General features: G+C 60.7%; 16 protein-coding genes. 7 read left to right on the plus strand and 9 right to left on the minus strand.

The genetic code is table 11. From position 1 onward, the window contains the following. Positions 1-5: 5 nt before the first annotated feature. Both FFI94_RS05455 and FFI94_RS05460 read right to left on the minus strand, forming a co-directional pair. Complete coding sequence (locus tag FFI94_RS05455) at positions 6-1577, minus strand: NCS1 family nucleobase:cation symporter-1 (protein WP_138872091.1); 1572 nt, start codon at positions 1575-1577, stop codon at positions 6-8. A gap of 106 nt (positions 1578-1683) precedes the next feature. Then, the gene (locus FFI94_RS05460; protein ID WP_138872092.1) at positions 1684-2409 is read right to left on the minus strand and encodes a GntR family transcriptional regulator; all 726 of its coding nucleotides are present in this window, start codon (positions 2407-2409) and stop codon (positions 1684-1686) included. A gap of 182 nt (positions 2410-2591) precedes the next feature. On the opposite strand from FFI94_RS05460, the gene FFI94_RS05465 reads away from it, so the two are divergent. The 5 genes from FFI94_RS05465 to FFI94_RS05485 all read left to right on the plus strand — a co-directional run bounded on the left by FFI94_RS05465 (position 2592) and on the right by FFI94_RS05485 (position 8343). Beyond that, positions 2592-4964 carry a LuxR C-terminal-related transcriptional regulator gene (locus tag FFI94_RS05465; RefSeq protein WP_260683855.1) on the plus strand — a complete coding sequence of 791 codons (2373 nt, stop codon included), beginning with the start codon at positions 2592-2594 and terminating at the stop codon, positions 4962-4964. A 226-nt stretch (positions 4965-5190) separates the two neighbouring features. Continuing rightward, the gene (locus FFI94_RS05470) at positions 5191-6039 is read left to right on the plus strand and encodes an alpha/beta fold hydrolase (RefSeq protein ID WP_138872093.1); all 849 of its coding nucleotides are present in this window, start codon (positions 5191-5193) and stop codon (positions 6037-6039) included. A 28-nt stretch (positions 6040-6067) separates the two neighbouring features. Next, a complete protein-coding gene (locus FFI94_RS05475; RefSeq protein ID WP_138872094.1) occupies positions 6068-6367 on the plus strand; it encodes a DUF6412 domain-containing protein in 300 nt (99 codons plus the stop codon). A gap of 115 nt (positions 6368-6482) precedes the next feature. Continuing rightward, positions 6483-7448, plus strand: coding sequence for a membrane protein insertase YidC (gene yidC / locus FFI94_RS05480; RefSeq protein WP_138872095.1), 966 nt, complete (start codon positions 6483-6485; stop codon positions 7446-7448). A gap of 19 nt (positions 7449-7467) precedes the next feature. Beyond that, positions 7468-8343, plus strand: a complete 876-nt coding sequence (locus FFI94_RS05485; RefSeq protein WP_138872096.1) for an oxidoreductase — start codon at positions 7468-7470, stop codon at positions 8341-8343. Positions 8344-8360: 17 nt separating this feature from the next. Here FFI94_RS05485 and FFI94_RS34130 read toward each other — a convergent pair whose 3' ends face one another. The 5 genes from FFI94_RS34130 to FFI94_RS05505 all read right to left on the minus strand — a co-directional run bounded on the left by FFI94_RS34130 (position 8361) and on the right by FFI94_RS05505 (position 11146). Continuing rightward, positions 8361-8492, minus strand: a complete 132-nt coding sequence (locus FFI94_RS34130; protein ID WP_260683857.1) for a hypothetical protein — start codon at positions 8490-8492, stop codon at positions 8361-8363. Between the two features lie 62 nt (positions 8493-8554). Further along, the gene (locus FFI94_RS05490; protein WP_138872097.1) at positions 8555-8773 is read right to left on the minus strand and encodes a hypothetical protein; all 219 of its coding nucleotides are present in this window, start codon (positions 8771-8773) and stop codon (positions 8555-8557) included. A 482-nt stretch (positions 8774-9255) separates the two neighbouring features. Further along, on the minus strand, positions 9256-10266 hold the full coding sequence (locus FFI94_RS05495) for an NADP-dependent oxidoreductase (protein WP_138872098.1): 1011 nt from the start codon (positions 10264-10266) through the stop codon (positions 9256-9258). After that, positions 10266-10691 carry an organic hydroperoxide resistance protein gene (locus tag FFI94_RS05500; RefSeq protein ID WP_033234010.1) on the minus strand — a complete coding sequence of 142 codons (426 nt, stop codon included), beginning with the start codon at positions 10689-10691 and terminating at the stop codon, positions 10266-10268. Before FFI94_RS05500 ends, FFI94_RS05495 begins: the two co-directional genes overlap by 1 nt. Beyond that, positions 10688-11146, minus strand: a complete 459-nt coding sequence (locus FFI94_RS05505; RefSeq protein ID WP_138872099.1) for a MarR family winged helix-turn-helix transcriptional regulator — start codon at positions 11144-11146, stop codon at positions 10688-10690. Before FFI94_RS05505 ends, FFI94_RS05500 begins: the two co-directional genes overlap by 4 nt. 143 nt (positions 11147-11289) lie before the next feature. Here FFI94_RS05505 and sthA point away from each other — a divergent pair, with 143 nt between their 5' ends. After that, positions 11290-12702 carry a Si-specific NAD(P)(+) transhydrogenase gene (gene sthA / locus FFI94_RS05510; protein WP_138872100.1) on the plus strand — a complete coding sequence of 471 codons (1413 nt, stop codon included), beginning with the start codon at positions 11290-11292 and terminating at the stop codon, positions 12700-12702. Here sthA and FFI94_RS05515 read toward each other — a convergent pair. Continuing rightward, positions 12686-13723, minus strand: a complete 1038-nt coding sequence (locus FFI94_RS05515) for a helix-turn-helix domain-containing protein (RefSeq protein ID WP_260684459.1) — start codon at positions 13721-13723, stop codon at positions 12686-12688. The genes sthA and FFI94_RS05515 overlap by 17 nt on opposite strands. 241 nt (positions 13724-13964) lie before the next feature. Here FFI94_RS05515 and FFI94_RS05520 point away from each other — a divergent pair, with 241 nt between their 5' ends. Next, complete coding sequence (locus FFI94_RS05520) at positions 13965-16610, plus strand: LuxR C-terminal-related transcriptional regulator (protein ID WP_260683858.1); 2646 nt, start codon at positions 13965-13967, stop codon at positions 16608-16610. On the opposite strand, the gene FFI94_RS05525 is transcribed toward FFI94_RS05520, so the two are convergent. Continuing rightward, positions 16602-17357, minus strand: coding sequence for a TipAS antibiotic-recognition domain-containing protein (locus FFI94_RS05525; protein WP_138872102.1), 756 nt, complete (start codon positions 17355-17357; stop codon positions 16602-16604). The genes FFI94_RS05520 and FFI94_RS05525 overlap by 9 nt on opposite strands. Between the last annotated feature and the right edge of the window lie 19 nt (positions 17358-17376).

Genomic DNA, 17376 nt, shown 5'->3' on the forward strand with positions numbered 1-17376 from the left:
GATGGTCAGCCGACCTCGGCGGGTTCGGGGGCAGGTACGTTCTTGACCGCGAGCGACGTGCGGGTGGCCAGTAGGTAGTAGACGGCAAATCCGAGTCCGCAGCCGATGAACCAGCTGTACTGTGCCGCCGTGTACATCCCGGTCAGGTCTTTGCCGAGCACCGGCGCCATGGCGACGACGGCGCCCACCACGGTCGCGATGACGGCGGCCGGGTTGTAGCCCTTGCTGTACCAGTAGGTTCCGGTGGGCGACATGCTGAACAGTTCGTCCACGATCACCTTCTGCTTGCGCACGAGGTAGTAGTCGGCGATCAGGATGCCGAACAAGGGTCCGATGAACGCTCCCAGAGTTTCCAGCGTGTAGTGGATGACGTCGGGGTTGTTGTACAAGTTCCACGGGGTGATGAGGATGGATCCGATTGCGGCGATCATGCCGCCGGCTCGCCAGCTGATCTTCTGTGGACTGACGTTGGAGAAGTCGAATGCCGGTGAGATGAAGTTGGCGACGATGTTGATGCCGATGGTCGCGATCGTGAAGGTCAGCGCGCCGAGGACGATCGCAAACGTGCTGTCGATACGGGCTACCGTGGCAACGGGATCGGTGATCAGCTCGCCGTAGACCGGAAGTGTCAGCGAGGCAGTGACGACAACCAGGACGGAGAAGACCAGGAAGTTGACCGGTAGGCCGAGGAAATTGCCCCTCTTGACTGCTGCGAAAGACTTTCCGTAACGGGAGAAGTCGCCGAAGTTGAGCATCGGGCCGGAGAAGTACGAGACCACGAGGGCGACAGCGCCGAGCATGACCGGCACTGCGTCGAAGCCGTCGTACTTGACGTCGCCGAGCGTCAGATCGATTGCGCTCCAACCGGCTTTGTAGATGAGGTAGCCACACAGCATGAACATCACGACGTACACGGCCGGGCCGCAGAAGTCGATGAACTTGCGGATCGACTCCATGCCTCGCCAGAACACGCACGCCTGAAGGACCCAGAGGAGCATGAAACTGCCCCAGCCCAAAGCGGAGAGACCGGCAAATCCGTAGTCCTCGACCACGGCGTACGGCGCGAGGGAGGGGAAGAGCTTGATGAGCACGACGTCGAGCGCCGCCGAAGCGAGGAACGTTTGAATTCCGTACCAGGCCACAGCAATCAGACCGCGGATGATCGCCGGGATATTCGCTCCGAGAACGCCGAACACACTGCGACAGATCACCGGATACGGCACACCCGTTGCCTGGCTGGGTTTGGCAACGAGATTGCAGAAGAAGTACACGATGGTGATGCCGACCAGTAGCGCGACCAGCACTTGCCAGCTGGCCAATCCCAACGCGAAAAGGCTTCCGGCCGTGACATATCCACCGACGCTGTGCACGTCGGACATCCAGAACGCAAAGATGTTGTACGACGTCCAGGTCTGCTTGCGTAGCGGTGCCAGATCCTCGTTGGTCAACCGCGGGTCGTAATCGGGTTTGATCAACCCGCTACCGACAGGGTGGCCTGCGGCCTCGACGAGGTCTCCGTGGCCGGGTCCGGTCGGCGGTGCGGCAGCCGCGTGTGTGGTCGGAAGGATATCGGTCATGACAGCTCCTGTGCATCGGGCAGAAGGCAGGGGGAATGTGCACACGCTCTCAGCGTCAGTGGTGAAAACTGTGTTGAGAGAAAGATATCCAGCCTGTGTTGCACGGCTATTGCGTGATCGGTATATCTTTTTCGGCGAGGAGCCCGGTGTCGGTCGGCAGTGTCGCGATTACAGAGTTGAGTCGGTTGTGATGAATCTCGGATGCAGCCAGCAGCGCCTGCGTGTCTCGTCGCAAGAACGCGTCGAGCATCGCGGCATGATCGGAATGAAGGACGGTTCGGTCGACTCCGGCTACGTGCACCATCGGTTGGACCGGTTCGGTGATGTTCCATGCGGCTTCGAACATGTGCAGCAGTCGGTGCATTTTGGACGGTCGTGTCAGTGCGAGGTGGAAGTTTCGGCTTTCACAGTGGTAGGAGTGTGAGTCGTCGTACCGCAGAGCGATTTCGAGTCTCGAGTTCACCTCGACGGCGTGAGCGTAGTCGTCCTCGGTTGCCTGTTCGACGGCAATGCTGAGCGCGGCCGATTCCAGGGTTTCGCGGACTATGTACATCTCTCGTAGTTCTGCAGGTGTCAATTGCGCCACGGTGTAGCCGAATTGGTGACGGTGGTCGACCAGGGATTCGCCGACCAGAGTCTTGAGTGATTCCCGGACGGGGATTCGGCTGACGCCGAAGCGCTCGGCGACTTCGGCCAGCGGAATGGGTGTGCCGGGAGGTGCCGATCCGGAGAGGATGACGCGACGCAGCTCGTCGAGGATCGCTTGCTGCGGGCTCCCGGGAGTATCGATCACCAGTTGCGTCAGCAGCACTGATCTACGGCGCGGTGGCATGGGGAACTCCCTTCTGGACCGTTATGCGTAGAACCCGTATGCGTAGAAGCAGGGTAGAAGCTCGGTGTTGCAGGTACGTGACGGCTACGTAGCAGGCGCGATTCGAAAGAGCCGGACTCTCCATTCGTAACCGGCCCATTTGTGAATGAACAGGGTAACGTTGAATCAGTTCGAGTAAGGAAGTGAGACGGGCGATGGTACCCGCGGCGCGGGGAGCGACCGATCAGCGTGTGATCGGAAACCTGCCCCAGGAGCTGACCAGTTTTGTCGGTCGCCGACGTGAGTTATCCGAGGCCAGAAGGTTGTTCGAGGACTCTCGTCTGCTGACGTTGACTGGCGTCGGCGGCGTGGGTAAGACGCGACTTGCCCTTCGTCTGGCGAGTACGGTGCAGCGAGCGTTCCGCGACGGCGCGTGGTTGGTGGAACTGGGTGAGCAGTTGGATCCGGGTCTGCTCGCGGACTATGTCGCCGCGACTCTGGGGGTCCGTCCGGTTTCGTCGTCGGATCCGTTGCTGGCAGTCATCACCTACTGCACCGATCGGAATCTGTTGCTGGTGCTCGACAGCTGCGAACACCTGGTGGATGCCGTTGCCGGGGTTAGCGCGGCGATCCTGCGTCGGTGCGCGGGCGTGAAGATTCTGGCGACGAGCCGTGAATCGCTGGGGATGGGCGGCGAGGTCACGATGCGCGTTCCCTCGCTCTCGACGCCAGCACAACGCGACCCGAGCTCTTTCGAAGGGCTGGCTCAGTACGAATCCATTGTGTTGTTCGCAGAACGCGCAGCATCAGTGATTCGGGGGTTCGCGCTGACAGAAGAGAACAAGAATGCCGTTGCCCGGATCTGTCAGGATCTGGACGGGTTGCCGTTGCCTATCGAACTGGCAGCCGCCCGCCTTCGGGGTATGTCTGCGGAGCAGATCATGAGCAGGCTCTCGGATCGGTACAGCCTCCTCACTTCTGGGGGACGAGGCGTCCCCAGCCGTCAGCAGACGCTCCGATTATCGATCGATTGGAGCTACGACCTGTGTTCCCCTGCAGAACAGCGGTTGTGGGGAAAGCTGACCGTGTTCTCGGGCGGGTTCGATCTCGATGCTGCCGAAGCCGTGTGCGGGCAGGATTCGGGCTCGACCGAGGTGCTTGATCTCGTCACCGCGTTGGTTGAGAAGTCCATCCTCATTCGTGAGGAAACCGACAGTACCGTTCGTTACCGCCTGCTCGATCTTCTTCGGGAGTACGGGCGCGAGAAGTTGGAGTCCACGGGCGAACAGTTCGATCTGCGTCGACGGCATCGCGATTATTTCGAGGATCTTGCAGTCCGTGCGGATGGCGACTGGATCAGCAGCAGGCAAGCCGAGTGGATCGTCCGGTTGGGCCGTGAACGGCACAACGTGTACGACGCGCTGGAGTATTCGATTTCGACGCCAGGTCAGGCGCGGTCTGCGACTCGGATGGTGGCCGCGTTGTACAAGCTATGGGTGATAGGCGGCCTGGTCGGTTCGGCGCGGCATTGGGCGGATCGAACCCTGAGTGTCTCCGAGGGAGAGTTGGACATCTATCGCGTGGATGTCCTCTCCATAGACGCTGTGGTTCATGCGATGCAGGGCGAGTTCGGGCGCGCACGAACGTTGGTCGACGAAAGTCGGCGCCTTGCCGAGGCTATGGGAGACATACGCTCGCGAGCCCTGGCCGAATGGGCAGACGGGTCGGTCGACACGTTCGAAGGCGAAATGGACGCTGCGACAGCGAAGTTGGAATCTGCTCTGGCGATGTTTCGGCTCGGTGACAATCTGCGACACAAGGTAATCGCCTTGGATGCTGTCGGGCTCGCTTACCTGCTCGCCGGTTCTCTCGAGCGTGCCGAGGAGTGCTATCACGAAACCTTGGCGATCACCGGGCCGCTGCACGAGGGGATGTATCAGGCTCATGCGTTGTGTACCCTCGGGCTCATCTGTTGGCTTCGAGGCGACCTCGACCGCGCAAGTGACTATGTGGCACGGAGTCTGCGAACTTCGGATATCGCGGTGAACTCGGCGTGGTGTGTAGAACAGTTGGCCTGGATTGCTGCAGCACAACGTGATTGGAAGCATGCAGCGGTTCTTCTTGGTGCCGCGGGCATGTACTGGCAGAAGGTCGGGGGTCAGTTGGCCGGATTTACGAGGCTGTTGCCCCACCATGACAAAGCTGCAGGGTCCACTCGAAAGGCTCTGGGTGACAATGCTTTCGGAAAGGAATTTCGTAGGGGATCTGCGATGACCGATGGCGAAGCCGTCGCATACGCGCGCGACGAGCATCGCAGCGACCCGGCTGCATCGTCGACCGAGGCAATTCGACTTACTCGTCGTGAACTGCAAGTCGCGGAACTGGTGGCTCAGGGCCTGACTAATCGCGTTATTGCAGAGCACCTTTTCATCTCGCTCCGCACGGCCCAGGGGCACGTGGAACATGTGCTGACAAAACTGGGATTCACTTCCAGAGCGCAGATCGCGGCGTGGGTTGTTTCTCAGGCGCACGAAGAGGAATCGCACGACGCCGCGAGATCCGCAGATCGGTCGTGACGCCGGGAGGCGACGCCACCACCGGAAACCGGCTGAACGGTTTCTGGTGGTGGCGTCCGGTTCTGCGCTGTCCTCACCGTGGAAAACACCAGTTCATCAACATGCCTTCGGGAAACCAGGTACCGATACAGGTAATTCGATCGTCGCTGTGCGCTCGTACGTACGGCAGGGTCCAGGTCGTCAGAGGTGCTCACCACGCACCAACCTACGAGAACTGGATCCGAACATGCCTGCCAACGTCGCCAACCCCGACGCATCGATCGAATGGCGCACAGCCGTGGTCGACTCGCGAAGTGTGGACTACGGGGTAGGCGGGTCGGGCGAGGTAGTCGTTTTCCTGCACGGGTGGGGATTGTCGCCGCGCGCCTACCCCGCGGCTTTTGAATCGCTACTGCGGAGAGGTGTTCGCGTTATTGCACCCGCACTTCCCGGGCTCGGCGGTACAGCAGAACTCGAGCCGAGCGATCGAACGTTCGACGGCTACGCGAAGTGGGTGAGTCGATTCCTCGACTCGATCGGTGTGAGCACCCCGGTAACCGTCGTGGGACATTCGTTCGGCGGCGGAGTTGCCGCTGCGGTGGCGCATGATCGTCCAACTCTGGTGTCGCGCCTGGTCTTGGTGAATTCGGTAGGTGGTGGTGCGTGGTCACACTCGTCGGGGCGGGAGCATCCGATCCACGAGCGGCCGCTGTTGAATTGGTGCGGTTCGGCGATAGCTGAAGCCATTGCAACGTTTCCGGCCCGCGGACCTCTGCAGTTGTTCTTGGACGAGGTAGTTCCCAATGCCGTGCGCAACGGTGGCTCGTTGTGGCGCACGGCGAACCTCGCAAGGACGGCCGATCTCATCGCCGTATTCGAAACGCTGGCAGAACGTGCTACGCCGGTGTCGATGCTGTGGAGCATCGGCGATCAGGTGATCCCGCGCGCAAGCTTCGACGCGATTCGCACGGCCCTGGTCGATCCCGAAGTGCGCGAAGTCCGTGGCAATCACAACTGGCTGATCGACGACGGCGAACTGTTCGGGCAACTGTTGACGGAAGTGCTTTCCGATTCGGATACACAACTTGTCGGGTGAGCGCCGACGACGGTGTATCTTCGAATCCATGAACAGGCAGGGAACGGCGACGCGATCGTTGTTACTGCTTCTGCTGCCGTTCATTGCGATGCTCGCCACTCCACCGCTCGGGTCTTCAAGCAGTGCAGCGGTTCTGGGAACTGCGATTGCGGTGTTTGTTGTTGCCGCGCTGGCGACGTCGCCGCGCGGCGAACTGCTTCAACTGGTTTCGTTGTCCTCACGTGGTCCATCCCGTGACGAGCGTTGTCTGCGTGGCTCTTTCCGCAGGCAGAGTAGCCCGGACGCCCCTGGCCGTCCGCAACCAAGAGCGCCGGGAATCGGTCTGTAGGCCGACGCTGTTCGGGTGACAAACCCGTCGTAGGTCGGTCTGAGAAACTCAGTCCACGACCATTCCCGCGCTCGCATTCTGCCGCGAGCGTGCCTCTTGGTGAGGTTCATTCATCATGCTCGATTTCATCTATTACCCCGTGTCCGCAATCTTGTGGTTCTGGCACAAGGCCTTCTCCCTGATCTCGGGAGCCCCCGACAACGGCGTGGTCTGGGCGCTGTCCGTGGTGTTTCTCGTCTTCACACTCAGGGCGGTTCTTTTCAAACCCTTCGTCAAACAGGTCCGCACGCAGTTGGTGATGCAGAAACTGCAACCGCAGATCAAGGCATTGCAGAAGAAGCACGCCGGCGACAATCAGAAACTTGCTGCGGAGATGGCAAAACTCCAGAAAGAACACAATTACAGTCCGCTGCTCGGATGTCTGCCGATGCTGATCCAAGCGCCGGTGTTCATCGGTCTCTACCACGTACTTCGCTCGTTCAATCGGACCGGAGCAGCTACCCACGTTCCATTTCTCAGCCCCACCGAACCTATGTCCATCGCCGACAATGCGAACACGGCGAACTACTTCTTCAGCGCTTCGGATGTGCAGTCGTTTCTCGACGCAAAGCTGTTCGGTGCCCCGCTCTCGGCGATGATCTCGAGTCCGGCCGCGCAGTTGGAGGCGTTCGGCGATGTCACGAGGCTGTCCATAGTCCTCGTCGCAGTTCCGCTGATGATCTTTGCCGCGGTGGCGACGCACTTCACGTCGCGAGCATCGATTGCGCGCCAGGTGGACACCGGGACAGTCAACCCGCAGACCGCGATCATGAACAAACTCGCGCTGTGGGTGTTTCCGGTCGGCGTGATCGCCTTCGGTGCGTTTGCACCGATCGCCATCCTGATTTACTTCGTGAGCAACAACTGCTGGACATTTACGCAGCAGCATTTTGTCTACGGGCGGATCGCAGCCGAGCAGCGGGAAGGCGATGCGCTGAGCACTCCCGGTTCGGCGCCGACGGCACCGGTTCCCGGGGCCAAGCCGATCCGAGCGAAACGGAAGCGGGGAACTTCCGAATCAGCACTGCCTACTGACGGGTAACACACGTACCCTGGATTTCATGACCAAGTGGACTGCAGAAGACGTTGTCGATCAGACCGGCCGAACGTTTGTGGTGACCGGGGCCAACAGTGGGTTGGGGGAGGTAGTTGCACGAGCATTGGGTAAAGCGGGTGCCACCGTCGTACTTGCGTGCCGCGATACTTCGAAGGCTGAACCCATTGCGGCGGAGATCGGCTCCAATGCCGTTGTTCGCCAACTCGATCTTGCTGATCTGGCGTCGGTGCGGGCATTTGCCGATGCCACCGAGACCATCGACGTTCTGGTGAACAACGCGGGTGTGATGGCGATACCGTTTCGCCGGACGGTCGACGGTTTCGAAATGCAGATCGGCACAAATCATCTCGGGCATTTTGCGCTCACGGGCTTGCTGAAGGACAAGCTGACGGACCGGGTAGTGACGATGTCGAGTGCGCTGCACCAACTCGGAACAGTCGACCTTGACGATCTCAACTTCGAGCGCCGCAGATACAACCGCTGGCTGGCATACGGGCAGTCCAAACTCGCTAATCTGCTGTTCACGTACGAACTTCAACGACGGTTGGCTGCGTCCGGTTCTCCGCTCAAGGCGTTGGCGTCCCATCCGGGATATGCGTCGACAAACCTGCAGGGGCACACCGAGTCCGTTTTCGACAAGATCATGGGCATCGGCAACCGGATTATCGCTCAGTCAGCGGAGATGGGCGCATTGCCGGAACTGTATGCAGCAACTGCTCCCGATGCGTTCGGCGGTAGCTATATCGGCCCAGGCGGCCCGTTCGAGCAGCGTGGATATCCGAAAGTGGTTGGCTCGAACAAGAAATCGCACGATACCGAGACCGCTGCAGGCCTGTGGACCTTGTCGGAGAAGTTGACCGGGGTGTCGTTCGGAATCTGAGGTTCTGTGCCGATTACCTACCTTGTGCGGGATTTGTCCGCCGGTCGGTCGGCAAACATAACCTCGATACGGGCCTTGATCTCCTCGGTACTCATCGCGCCACTGGGCGCGGGGTGCCGAGGAATGGCTGGTGACGGCGATGTGGTCATGTGTGAATTTCCTTTGTAGTGCTTCGAATTCGTATGTACTGGAGGAATTTCCGCGATGAGCATTAGATGACGAGCGCAGCAAAACCGATACATACGACGACGAGTACAGCGACGAGTGCGCAGAGAGCGATAGATCCGGTCAGTGCGAGGGCGGGCGCCGAAGCGGGCACTGCCGACCCGAGTGCGATGAACGAGGTCGATCGGAACCGTGAATTCTGCGGTTCTGGCGGGGTGGGGTCCTGATCGGGCGTGCGGTGGTCCATGATCCTGCGGTGGTCCATGATTGTGTCCTTGTAATCCGACGGTCTGTTCGAGGTGCCGAGTTCATCGGCGCGGTGCACATCAGCACTCGGATGGTGTTGCCCGTTCAGGGGTTGGGTCGACGATCAGGCGGAGTCGTTCGATCAGGCGGTGTCGTTCGATCAGGCGGTGTCGGTCGACCCGCAAGGCACGGCTGGTCGGGAGTGTCGGGAACAGCAAGATCAGGCCCTTTCCATCTGCGTTCCGGACCTGTGACAAGGTCCGGCCCGGAAGGCCCTGTTGCTTAAGGCACGTTCTAGGTGTCTCCATCATTGTCGGTCAAATGTGAGGCGAACCACAAAATGACCGCTCCAACTTTGTACATCATGTCGGGATTCGATGCCACTTGGACGAATGTCCACCACGTCGGCGGTCGAGGTGACCGAGCGCAAAGCGACGGCCGCGAACCCAAAGGTTCGCGGCCGTCGCTGTTGGTCAGGCTATTGCAGCAGTGGTACTTCGATCAGAGCGTGACAACCATCTTGCCGGTGTTCGCGCCGCGCATCAGATCGATGAACGCCTGCGGGGCATTGTCGAGACCTTCGACAATGGTCTCGTCCCACGCGATCTTGTTGTCGGCGAGCCACCCCGCCATGTGGGTGCGGAATTCGGGGCCAAGATGGCGGTAGCCGCCAACCAGGAATCCGCGCAATGTGAGCTGCTTGCCGATCGCTGCCGCCAAGTTGCGCGGGGCAGTGGGCTTTTCAGTGGTGTTGTACTGAGCGATGGCTCCGCACATGGCGATTCGTCCGCCGGAGTTCATAGCGTCGATCGCAGCCTCGAGGTGCTCACCGCCGACGTTGTCGAAGTAGACGTCGATACCGTCGGGCGCCGCAGCAGCAAGAAGTTCGGTGACCGGTCCGTCGTGGTAGTCGAACGCGGCATCGAAGCCGAGTTCGAGGAGACGAGCAACCTTGGCCGGAGAACCCGCGCTGCCGATCACACGCTTGGCACCCAGGAGCTTTGCGATCTGGCCGACCAGTGATCCGACGGCTCCTGCTGCGCCGGAGACGAATACGGTGTCACCTTCTTTGAACTCGGCAACAGCGGTCAGACCCGCGTACGCGGTCAAGCCCGTCATGCCGAGCGCACCGAGGTAGGCCGTGGCCGGCGCAATGGACGTGTCAGCGGGAGTTGCCGCTGCCCCGTCGAGAATCGCGTACTCACGCCAGCCGAGGCCGTGGACAACAACGTCTCCGACCGCCCGATCGGCGGCCTTCGAGGCGATAACCTCACCGACTGCACCACCGTCGAGCGCTGCGCCGATCTGGAAGGGCGGCAGATACGACTTCACGTCGTTCATCCGTCCACGCATGTACGGGTCGACCGAGATTGCGATGTTGCGCACCAGGATCTGGCCGTCTTCGAGTTCGGGAAGCGTGACTTCGACCGTCGAGAAGTTCTCGGGGGTCGGCCAGCCGTTAGGCCTGGACGCCAGATGGATCTCGCGGCTGATTGTGGGGGTGGAGCTCATTAATCGTCCTTACTTACTTCGAGGGTGACCTCGATGTTGCCGCGAGTTGCGTTGGAGTACGGGCACACCTGGTGCGCCTTCTCCGTCAGCTCGACGGCCTGTTCATGGGGCAAATGTGGGAGTGAAACTTCAAGTGTCACAGCAAGTCCGAAGCCGCCGGCGTCGTTCGGGCCGATGCCGACGCGTGCGCCCACCGCAGAATCTGCGACATTGGCCTTCTCGGCTCGGGCAACCATCTGCAGTGCAGAGTGGAAGCACGCCGCATAACCGGCGGCAAAAAGCTGCTCGGGATTGGTGCCGTCGCCGCTGCCGCCCATTTCCTTCGGGATGGCCAGGCCGAGATCGAGGCGTCCGTCGGAGGTGCGGGCGTGGCCGTTGCGACCTTCGCCGGTGGCCAGTGCTTCTGCGGTGTACACGATGTTCATGGCTTCTTCTTTCCGTCGACAGCGTTGGATGTTTGAAGGTTCGTGCCTAGTCGGACGAGGACTTCCCGGAGTTTCACCAGTTCTTCGAGATCAAGTCCCGTCGACTCGGCAAGCGTGCGGGGTATCTCCTCTGCCTTGCTGCGCAGTGACACGCCACTCTCGGTCAGATGGATCTCGACGCGGCGCTCGTCGCTGGTCAGGCGTCGGCGCTCGATGAGTCCTGAGCTTTCGAGTCGCTTGAGTAGCGGCGAGAGGGTGCCCGTGTCGAGATCGAGTGCGTCGCAGATATCCCGAACCCCGCGGCCGTCACGTTCCCAGAGTGTCAGCAGGACCAGATACTGGGGATAGGTAATCCCCAAGTCCTCCAACATGGTTCGGTAAGCGGCCGTAGTTGCTCGCGACGCCGAGTAAAGGGCGAAGCAGAGCTGGTGTTCGAGGGCGAGCGGGTTGGTCACAAGAAAGACTGTAGCGCACAGTTTGGTTGTGCACAACTAAATGGTTCACAATATTTATGGTGACTCCTCGATCAGGTGGATCGTTCACGGAGTATTGACACGACCGCCACCTGGCCGACGCGTGTGCACGGTACTTCTGAACGATGACTGATTCGACGGAATACGACTTGGTTGTCATCGGCTCAGGTCCTGGCGGGCAGAAGGCAGCCATCGCGGCCGCCAAGCTGGGCAAACGGGTGGCGATGGTGGAGAAAGGCAACATGCTCGGGGGAGTGTGCGTCAATACCGGGACCATCCCGTCGAAGACGCTGCGCGAGGCGGTTCTCTATCTCACCGGCATGAATCAGCGAGAGCTGTACGGCGCCAGTTATCGGGTGAAGGGAAACATCACGCCCGCAGACCTGTTGGCCCGAACCCAACACGTGATCACCAAAGAAATCGAAGTGGTGAGATCACAACTCCTCCGTAACCGCGTCGAACTGCTCGTCGGGGTCGGATCGTTTGTCGACGAGCACACGATCCTGGTCGAGGATTCCTCACGCGGCGACAAGATGACCATCACCGCGAATTTTGTCGTGATCGCCACCGGCACATTGCCCGCGCGCCCGACCGGGGTTTCGTTCGACGGTCACCGAGTCCTCGATTCCGACGGCATCCTCGATCTCACATCCATTCCGGGCACCATGGTCGTGGTCGGCGCGGGGGTTATCGGCATCGAGTACGCGTCGATGTTCGCGGCGCTGGGAACGAAGGTCACCGTTGTCGAGAAGAGAGCGTCGATGCTGGATTTCTGTGACCCGGAGATCATCGAATCGCTCCGATACCATCTTCGGGATCTGGCGGTGACGTTTAGATTCGGCGAGGAAGTGACGGCTGTCGACGTCGGTGCCAACGGAACGCTCACAACACTCGGCAGTGGCAAGCAGATCCCGGCCGAGACCGTCATGTATTCGGCTGGACGCCAGGGTCTCACAGCTCCGCTGGCACTCGAGAATGCCGGACTCGAAGCTGACGATCGTGGGCGAATTTACGTGGACGAGAACTTCCGCACCAAGATCGAACACATCTACGCAGTGGGTGATGTCATCGGATTCCCGGCTCTGGCAGCCACATCCATGGATCAGGGGCGACTGGCGGCCTATCACGCGTTTGACGAACCTGGCGCGAAGTTGATGGATTTGCAGCCGATCGGTATCTATTCGATTCCCGAAGTGTCGTACGTCGGTGCCACGGAAGTGGACCTGACCAAGGAGTCGGTGCCGTACGAGGTAGGGGTGTCCCGCTACCGCGAACTTGCCCGCGGACAGATTGCCGGCGATACGTACGGAATGCTGAAAATTCTCGTCTCCACGGACGATCTCAAGCTTCTCGGTGTTCATATTTTCGGTTCGGGTGCAACGGATCTCGTTCACATCGGGCAAGCGGTCATGGGCTGCGGCGGCACCGTCGAGTATCTCGTGGACGCCGTCTTCAACTACCCGACCCTGTCCGAGGCGTACAAGGTCGCGGCCCTCGACGTGATGAACAAGATCAGGGCTCTCAAGCAGTTTCAGTAGACAACGAGGTTTCAGCAGACAACGTGGTCAAGTGGTGGTGAAGGCGGTTGATCGACGGATTGCCGATAGTGCGCCGTCCTTCGAGCCGTACCCGGCTCGGAGTGGTGCCGTAGAAAGCGTCGAAAGCCCGCACGAACTGCGGCTTGGACGTGAATCCCCAACGCCGCGAGATCTCTTCGACGGACATGTTCTCGGAATCCGATGTGGTGAGTTCGCGGTACGCATGCTCGAGTCGTTTCCGGCGGATCACTTGCGCTATCCCGCCGTCGTCGTTGAACGCGCGGTAGAGCTGCGCCCGGGAGACTGCCAGCGCGACGCAGATCGTTGTGGGGCTGAGCCAACTCTCGCCGAGATGATCGAGAATGTAGGTCAGTGCACGCGCTCGAAGATCCTCGGGAGGTGCCCGAAATGAGCGCTCGGGTGCAACCTGCCCCACGGTGGCTTTCAGCAGCGATTCGACAACGTCTTCGTACTGCGCCGCCGCAGCGAAGTCGAGGTGTGGGAGTGCCTCCGATATCGACTGCAAGCACTGTGAGAAAACCACTGCAGGCACGCCTGTCAAGACGGTGCCGTGCAGGGAGCGGCCGTGTGATGGGGCCTCGACCAGTGAACGGGGCACAACCAGACTGATCGCGCGGGCAGTGCGCCGCGGGTGCGTCCGGACGCTCGCTCGAAGCGGTTTCCCTAAATCGATGAATGACACCTCGTGGGGCTGGACGAGGAAGTCGACACCGTCTGCGTCACCGCTCATCGCGCCGGCTGTCCACCCCTGGACCAAGTAGTGATCGTCGAGTTCGCTTTCCGTGATCAGCCGACGGTTGCGCACGTAGTTCTGGCTGCTGAAGGTGGTCTCGCCGATGAGTGACGTACCGGTGGCAGACCCGAACATCGTTCCGTGGAGTGGGGCGTCTCGACTCGAGCGTTCGGTGACATAGAAGGGCCGAGTAGCTGCGCGCCAGTAGTCGTCACGGTCCGCCGCGTCCACGAATTCCGTGGATACGTCAATCCGGGGGTCATTCATCGGCACGCCGGGATGCTATGCGAAAGACACCTGGTCAAAGGGTCTTTTCGTGAAAATAATACCGAAAGTGATCGACGGCACACGATGAGACGAAACGGTCATCAAGTGGAGACGGTGTGTACTCGCTTTGCGGTGAACATGCACCTATGGTCGATACCGTGAGTCGATCTGTGTGGATTTTCTGCTCCGGCCAGGGGTTTGTCTCCCGGCTTCGGGGCGCGCCCGCAGTAGGTGTCGCGTAGTGTCCGGATCGAAGTCAGGTCCGATGGACCGCAAGAACAGAAGCCGAGTCTCCGTGCGTCGCAGGTTGTTGGGCGCCACGTCGTCGACCCCCCGCGCTCGACTGGTCAAGCTCATGCAATCGCCCTCGGGATTGACTGTTCTCGACGCTCCCCGTGGATTCGGTAAAACCGCTCTCGCCGGGTTGTGGTTGTCGGCTCCGGCGCCATTGCCGAACCGGCCGGTGGTGTGGGTGCCGGCGCCGGATGCGCGCACCAACCACGTCGACTACTGGGACAGGGCACTGACCGTAATCCAGGATTCCTGCGAGGCAGTTCCGCGGCTTGCAGCTGATCACCAGCACCCGGAACGCGAGATGCGTGAGTATCTTGCGGCGTCGACTGTGCCGTTCGTGGTGGTGTTCAACCGCGTCGATCTGATCGAGGGGGACGGCCTCGGCGAGCGGCTGACTGCCTTGATCGACGAAGTGCCGGGATTGAAAATAATTGTCACACTGCAAGATCGAGCATCCGTTGAAGTCCTCGACAACGTTCCCATCGACGAGTACCTCTCGGTGGACGATTTGCGGTTCACGCCCGACGAAGCAGTGACCTTGTTTTCCGGTGCCGGCATTGTCCTGCCTTCCAATGATGTTCACTCGATCTGTCAGCGGCTGGCGGGTGTGCCCGCACTGATGAAGCTGGCCGTGGAAGTCGTGAACGGACTTCCGGAGCGCTCTCGCAGCCGCGAAATGATTCGGCAACGAATTGATCTGGCTCTCTACGGGTACACCAAGCGTCAGGTTCCGCCAGGGGCCGAGAATTCCGAGTTGGCGAGATTCACTCGGCAGCTCGCGCCGGCGCGGACGGTTACCGTGGAGATAGCGCAGTTGTTGGCCCCTGGGATCGACGTCGTCCCGCTGTTGAATCGACTCGAATCGACGGGTGTGTTGTTTCACGACCGGCAACTGCCCCACTGGCACTGCGCTCCCGCGGTTCGTGACGCGCTGATGAGGATCGACGACGAGGCAGGCGGTGCGTCCGGTGAACGTTTGCTCCTGCTCTCCCGGTATTGCCTCGAGCGCTCCGATATCGCGGGCGCGGTCCATTACGCAATCGACGCGCAGGCATGGGCCGAAGTCGCCGACATTCTCAACCGGCATTGGGCTGATCTCCTGGTGGATCACGCGGGCTTGCTCCGAAAAGCCATGTGGTCCATGCCTGCCGAGATCATGGGGGCAAACCATTCCATGCGGGTCGGGCGCGACATGCTGGAGTTGCGGTTGCGTACACCGTCGAGTGATTACGGTTCGCGTGGCGCGGCGGCTTCGGAATTTGTGGACGTCGACGCGGCGACCGACGCTCTGGTCCGACTCAACAGCGGAACCGTTCAAATCGTTGTGCTGCGCGCATCGGGTGAGTACCGCCGATCGGCCGACGTCGCCCGGAATCTGGTCCGTATCGCGGACAACCTGAGCGTTGCCCAGATCGGCGACTTCAGGAGTCAGCTGCCGGCTCTGCGCCTGATCTGGGGTGTGGCATTTCAACTTGTCGGCAGTGTCGACGATGCCGCAACGCAGCTGGCTATCGCGTACCGGGATTCACTCGAACACGGTCCACGATTTGTCTCTCGACATTCAGCCGGCAACGCTGCGCTCGATGCCGCTCTGCGAGGAAACCTTTTGGAGGCGTCGCAGTGGCTTCGCGTGGAAGGCGACTTTCCTGACGTCGCAGGATGGTTGGGCCCACCGTCCCACATCGGCGGCGCAATAGCCCGGGTCCTGGTTGCGTTGGATACGTTGGATTTTGCCGCGGCAGCAGCAGCCGTCGAGGTTCTCGACGGTATCTCACCGGCCGGCGACGTATGGGCCTTCGGAGCGTATGCCCGGACGCGGTGGTCATTGGCCAGGCGAGATCCCTTCACGGGGCTGGTTACTCTTCAACGTGCCGGCGCCGCAAACGAATCGCCGGTCACCTGCGACGCGTCGAGCGGCGCCGCATTCCTGAGCGCCGCGCGCATCGATCTACTCCTGGCGGCCGGCGAAGGTGGCAAGGCAACCGACGAGGCTGCAGTTCTCGGGAGCCGCATGCCGATCGTTCAGGTCTCGGCGGCCCGTGCGTACCTGCTGACCGGGAATCCTGAACGTGCTTTGCGTATGTGCCGGGAAATCGACTGGAGCGCAGATTTCTACCCGAGAGTTCGCGTCGAGGCGACACTGGTCGAGGCTGCGGCATATCACAGCGTGGGTGAGTGGTCGGATGCTGTCGATTCCTGGTCCAGGGCTTGCGAATTGGTCGAACAAACGGGTGCCCTGTCCGCATTCTCGACCATTCCACGACGAGTGATCGAGGATCTCGAATCGCGCGCACAATCACGTGAGCCCTCTGTTGTCGCCTTTCTCGAATCCGAGGCAGTAGAGATTTACCCCGCCACGATCGAACGTCTTGTCCTGAGCAGGCGTGAAGCAGAAGTGCTCCGCGGATTGTCGGACGGACTTCCCATCGCCGATATCGCCCGGAAGCTGTTTGTCACCCAGAATACGATGAAGAGTCACGTTCGACGGTTGTACAGAAAGCTCGGTGTACATTCGCGGGACGAGGCAGTTGCCGCGGCGCACCGACTCTCCTTGCTTGACGTAGAGCCGGAGCGCCAACGGTCCTCACCGTAGATTGGTCTCCGCATACACGGCCATTGCGTCTCGGATCAGTTCTGCCGTACCCGGACCATAGATGTCGTAGTTGGCGCGGAATCGTGGATCGTCGACGTACATCCGCCCGAGTCCGATAAATGCGTCGGCGCTGGGAGCCTTTCCCTGCCAACCGGTTTCGACCCAGGCGAACTGGCGGTGGGTGATCTCCTGGACAGTCTCTGATTCGGGACCGAGTCCGTCTGCTGCGGCTTTGCCGAAGGCTGCGGCGATCTCCTTGTGGGTGTTCAGGTGAGACTTCTTGTCCTGCTCGGATTTCGAGCGCCACCACGCGTCGCCGCTGGTGTATGCGTCGGAGCCCCAGCGTTCGATCACCTCGTCCTTGTAGTGTGCGTGGTCGAAACCGTCGAATACCTCTTCGGGCATGAGCGGTAGTCCTTTCTCGGTTTTTCTCAATGTTGTTGTCACCGACTCGATCTGACGGTCGATCCGGGCGCGTTCTTGCTCGAGTAATTCGAGGTGCGTGTGCAAGGCAGTTGCCGTGTCTCGTTCGCCGCCCAGGATCTCCGCTATGGCCGGCAGGCCCAGGCCGAGCTCACGCAACAGGAGGATTCGCTGCAGCCGAATCAGTGCGGTGTTGTCGTAGAAGCGGTATCCGCCTGCCCCGGTTCGATGGGGTTTCAGCAATCCCACATCGCCGTAGTGACGCAGGGTTCTGCTGGTGGTTCCCGCAGCCTTGGCAAGCTCCTGGATGGACCATTCGGACACTGTTGTTCACTCCTTGCTC

This window comes from Rhodococcus sp. KBS0724, assembly GCF_005938745.2.
In the GTDB taxonomy this organism is placed as follows: Bacteria; Actinomycetota; Actinomycetes; order Mycobacteriales; family Mycobacteriaceae; genus Rhodococcus_F.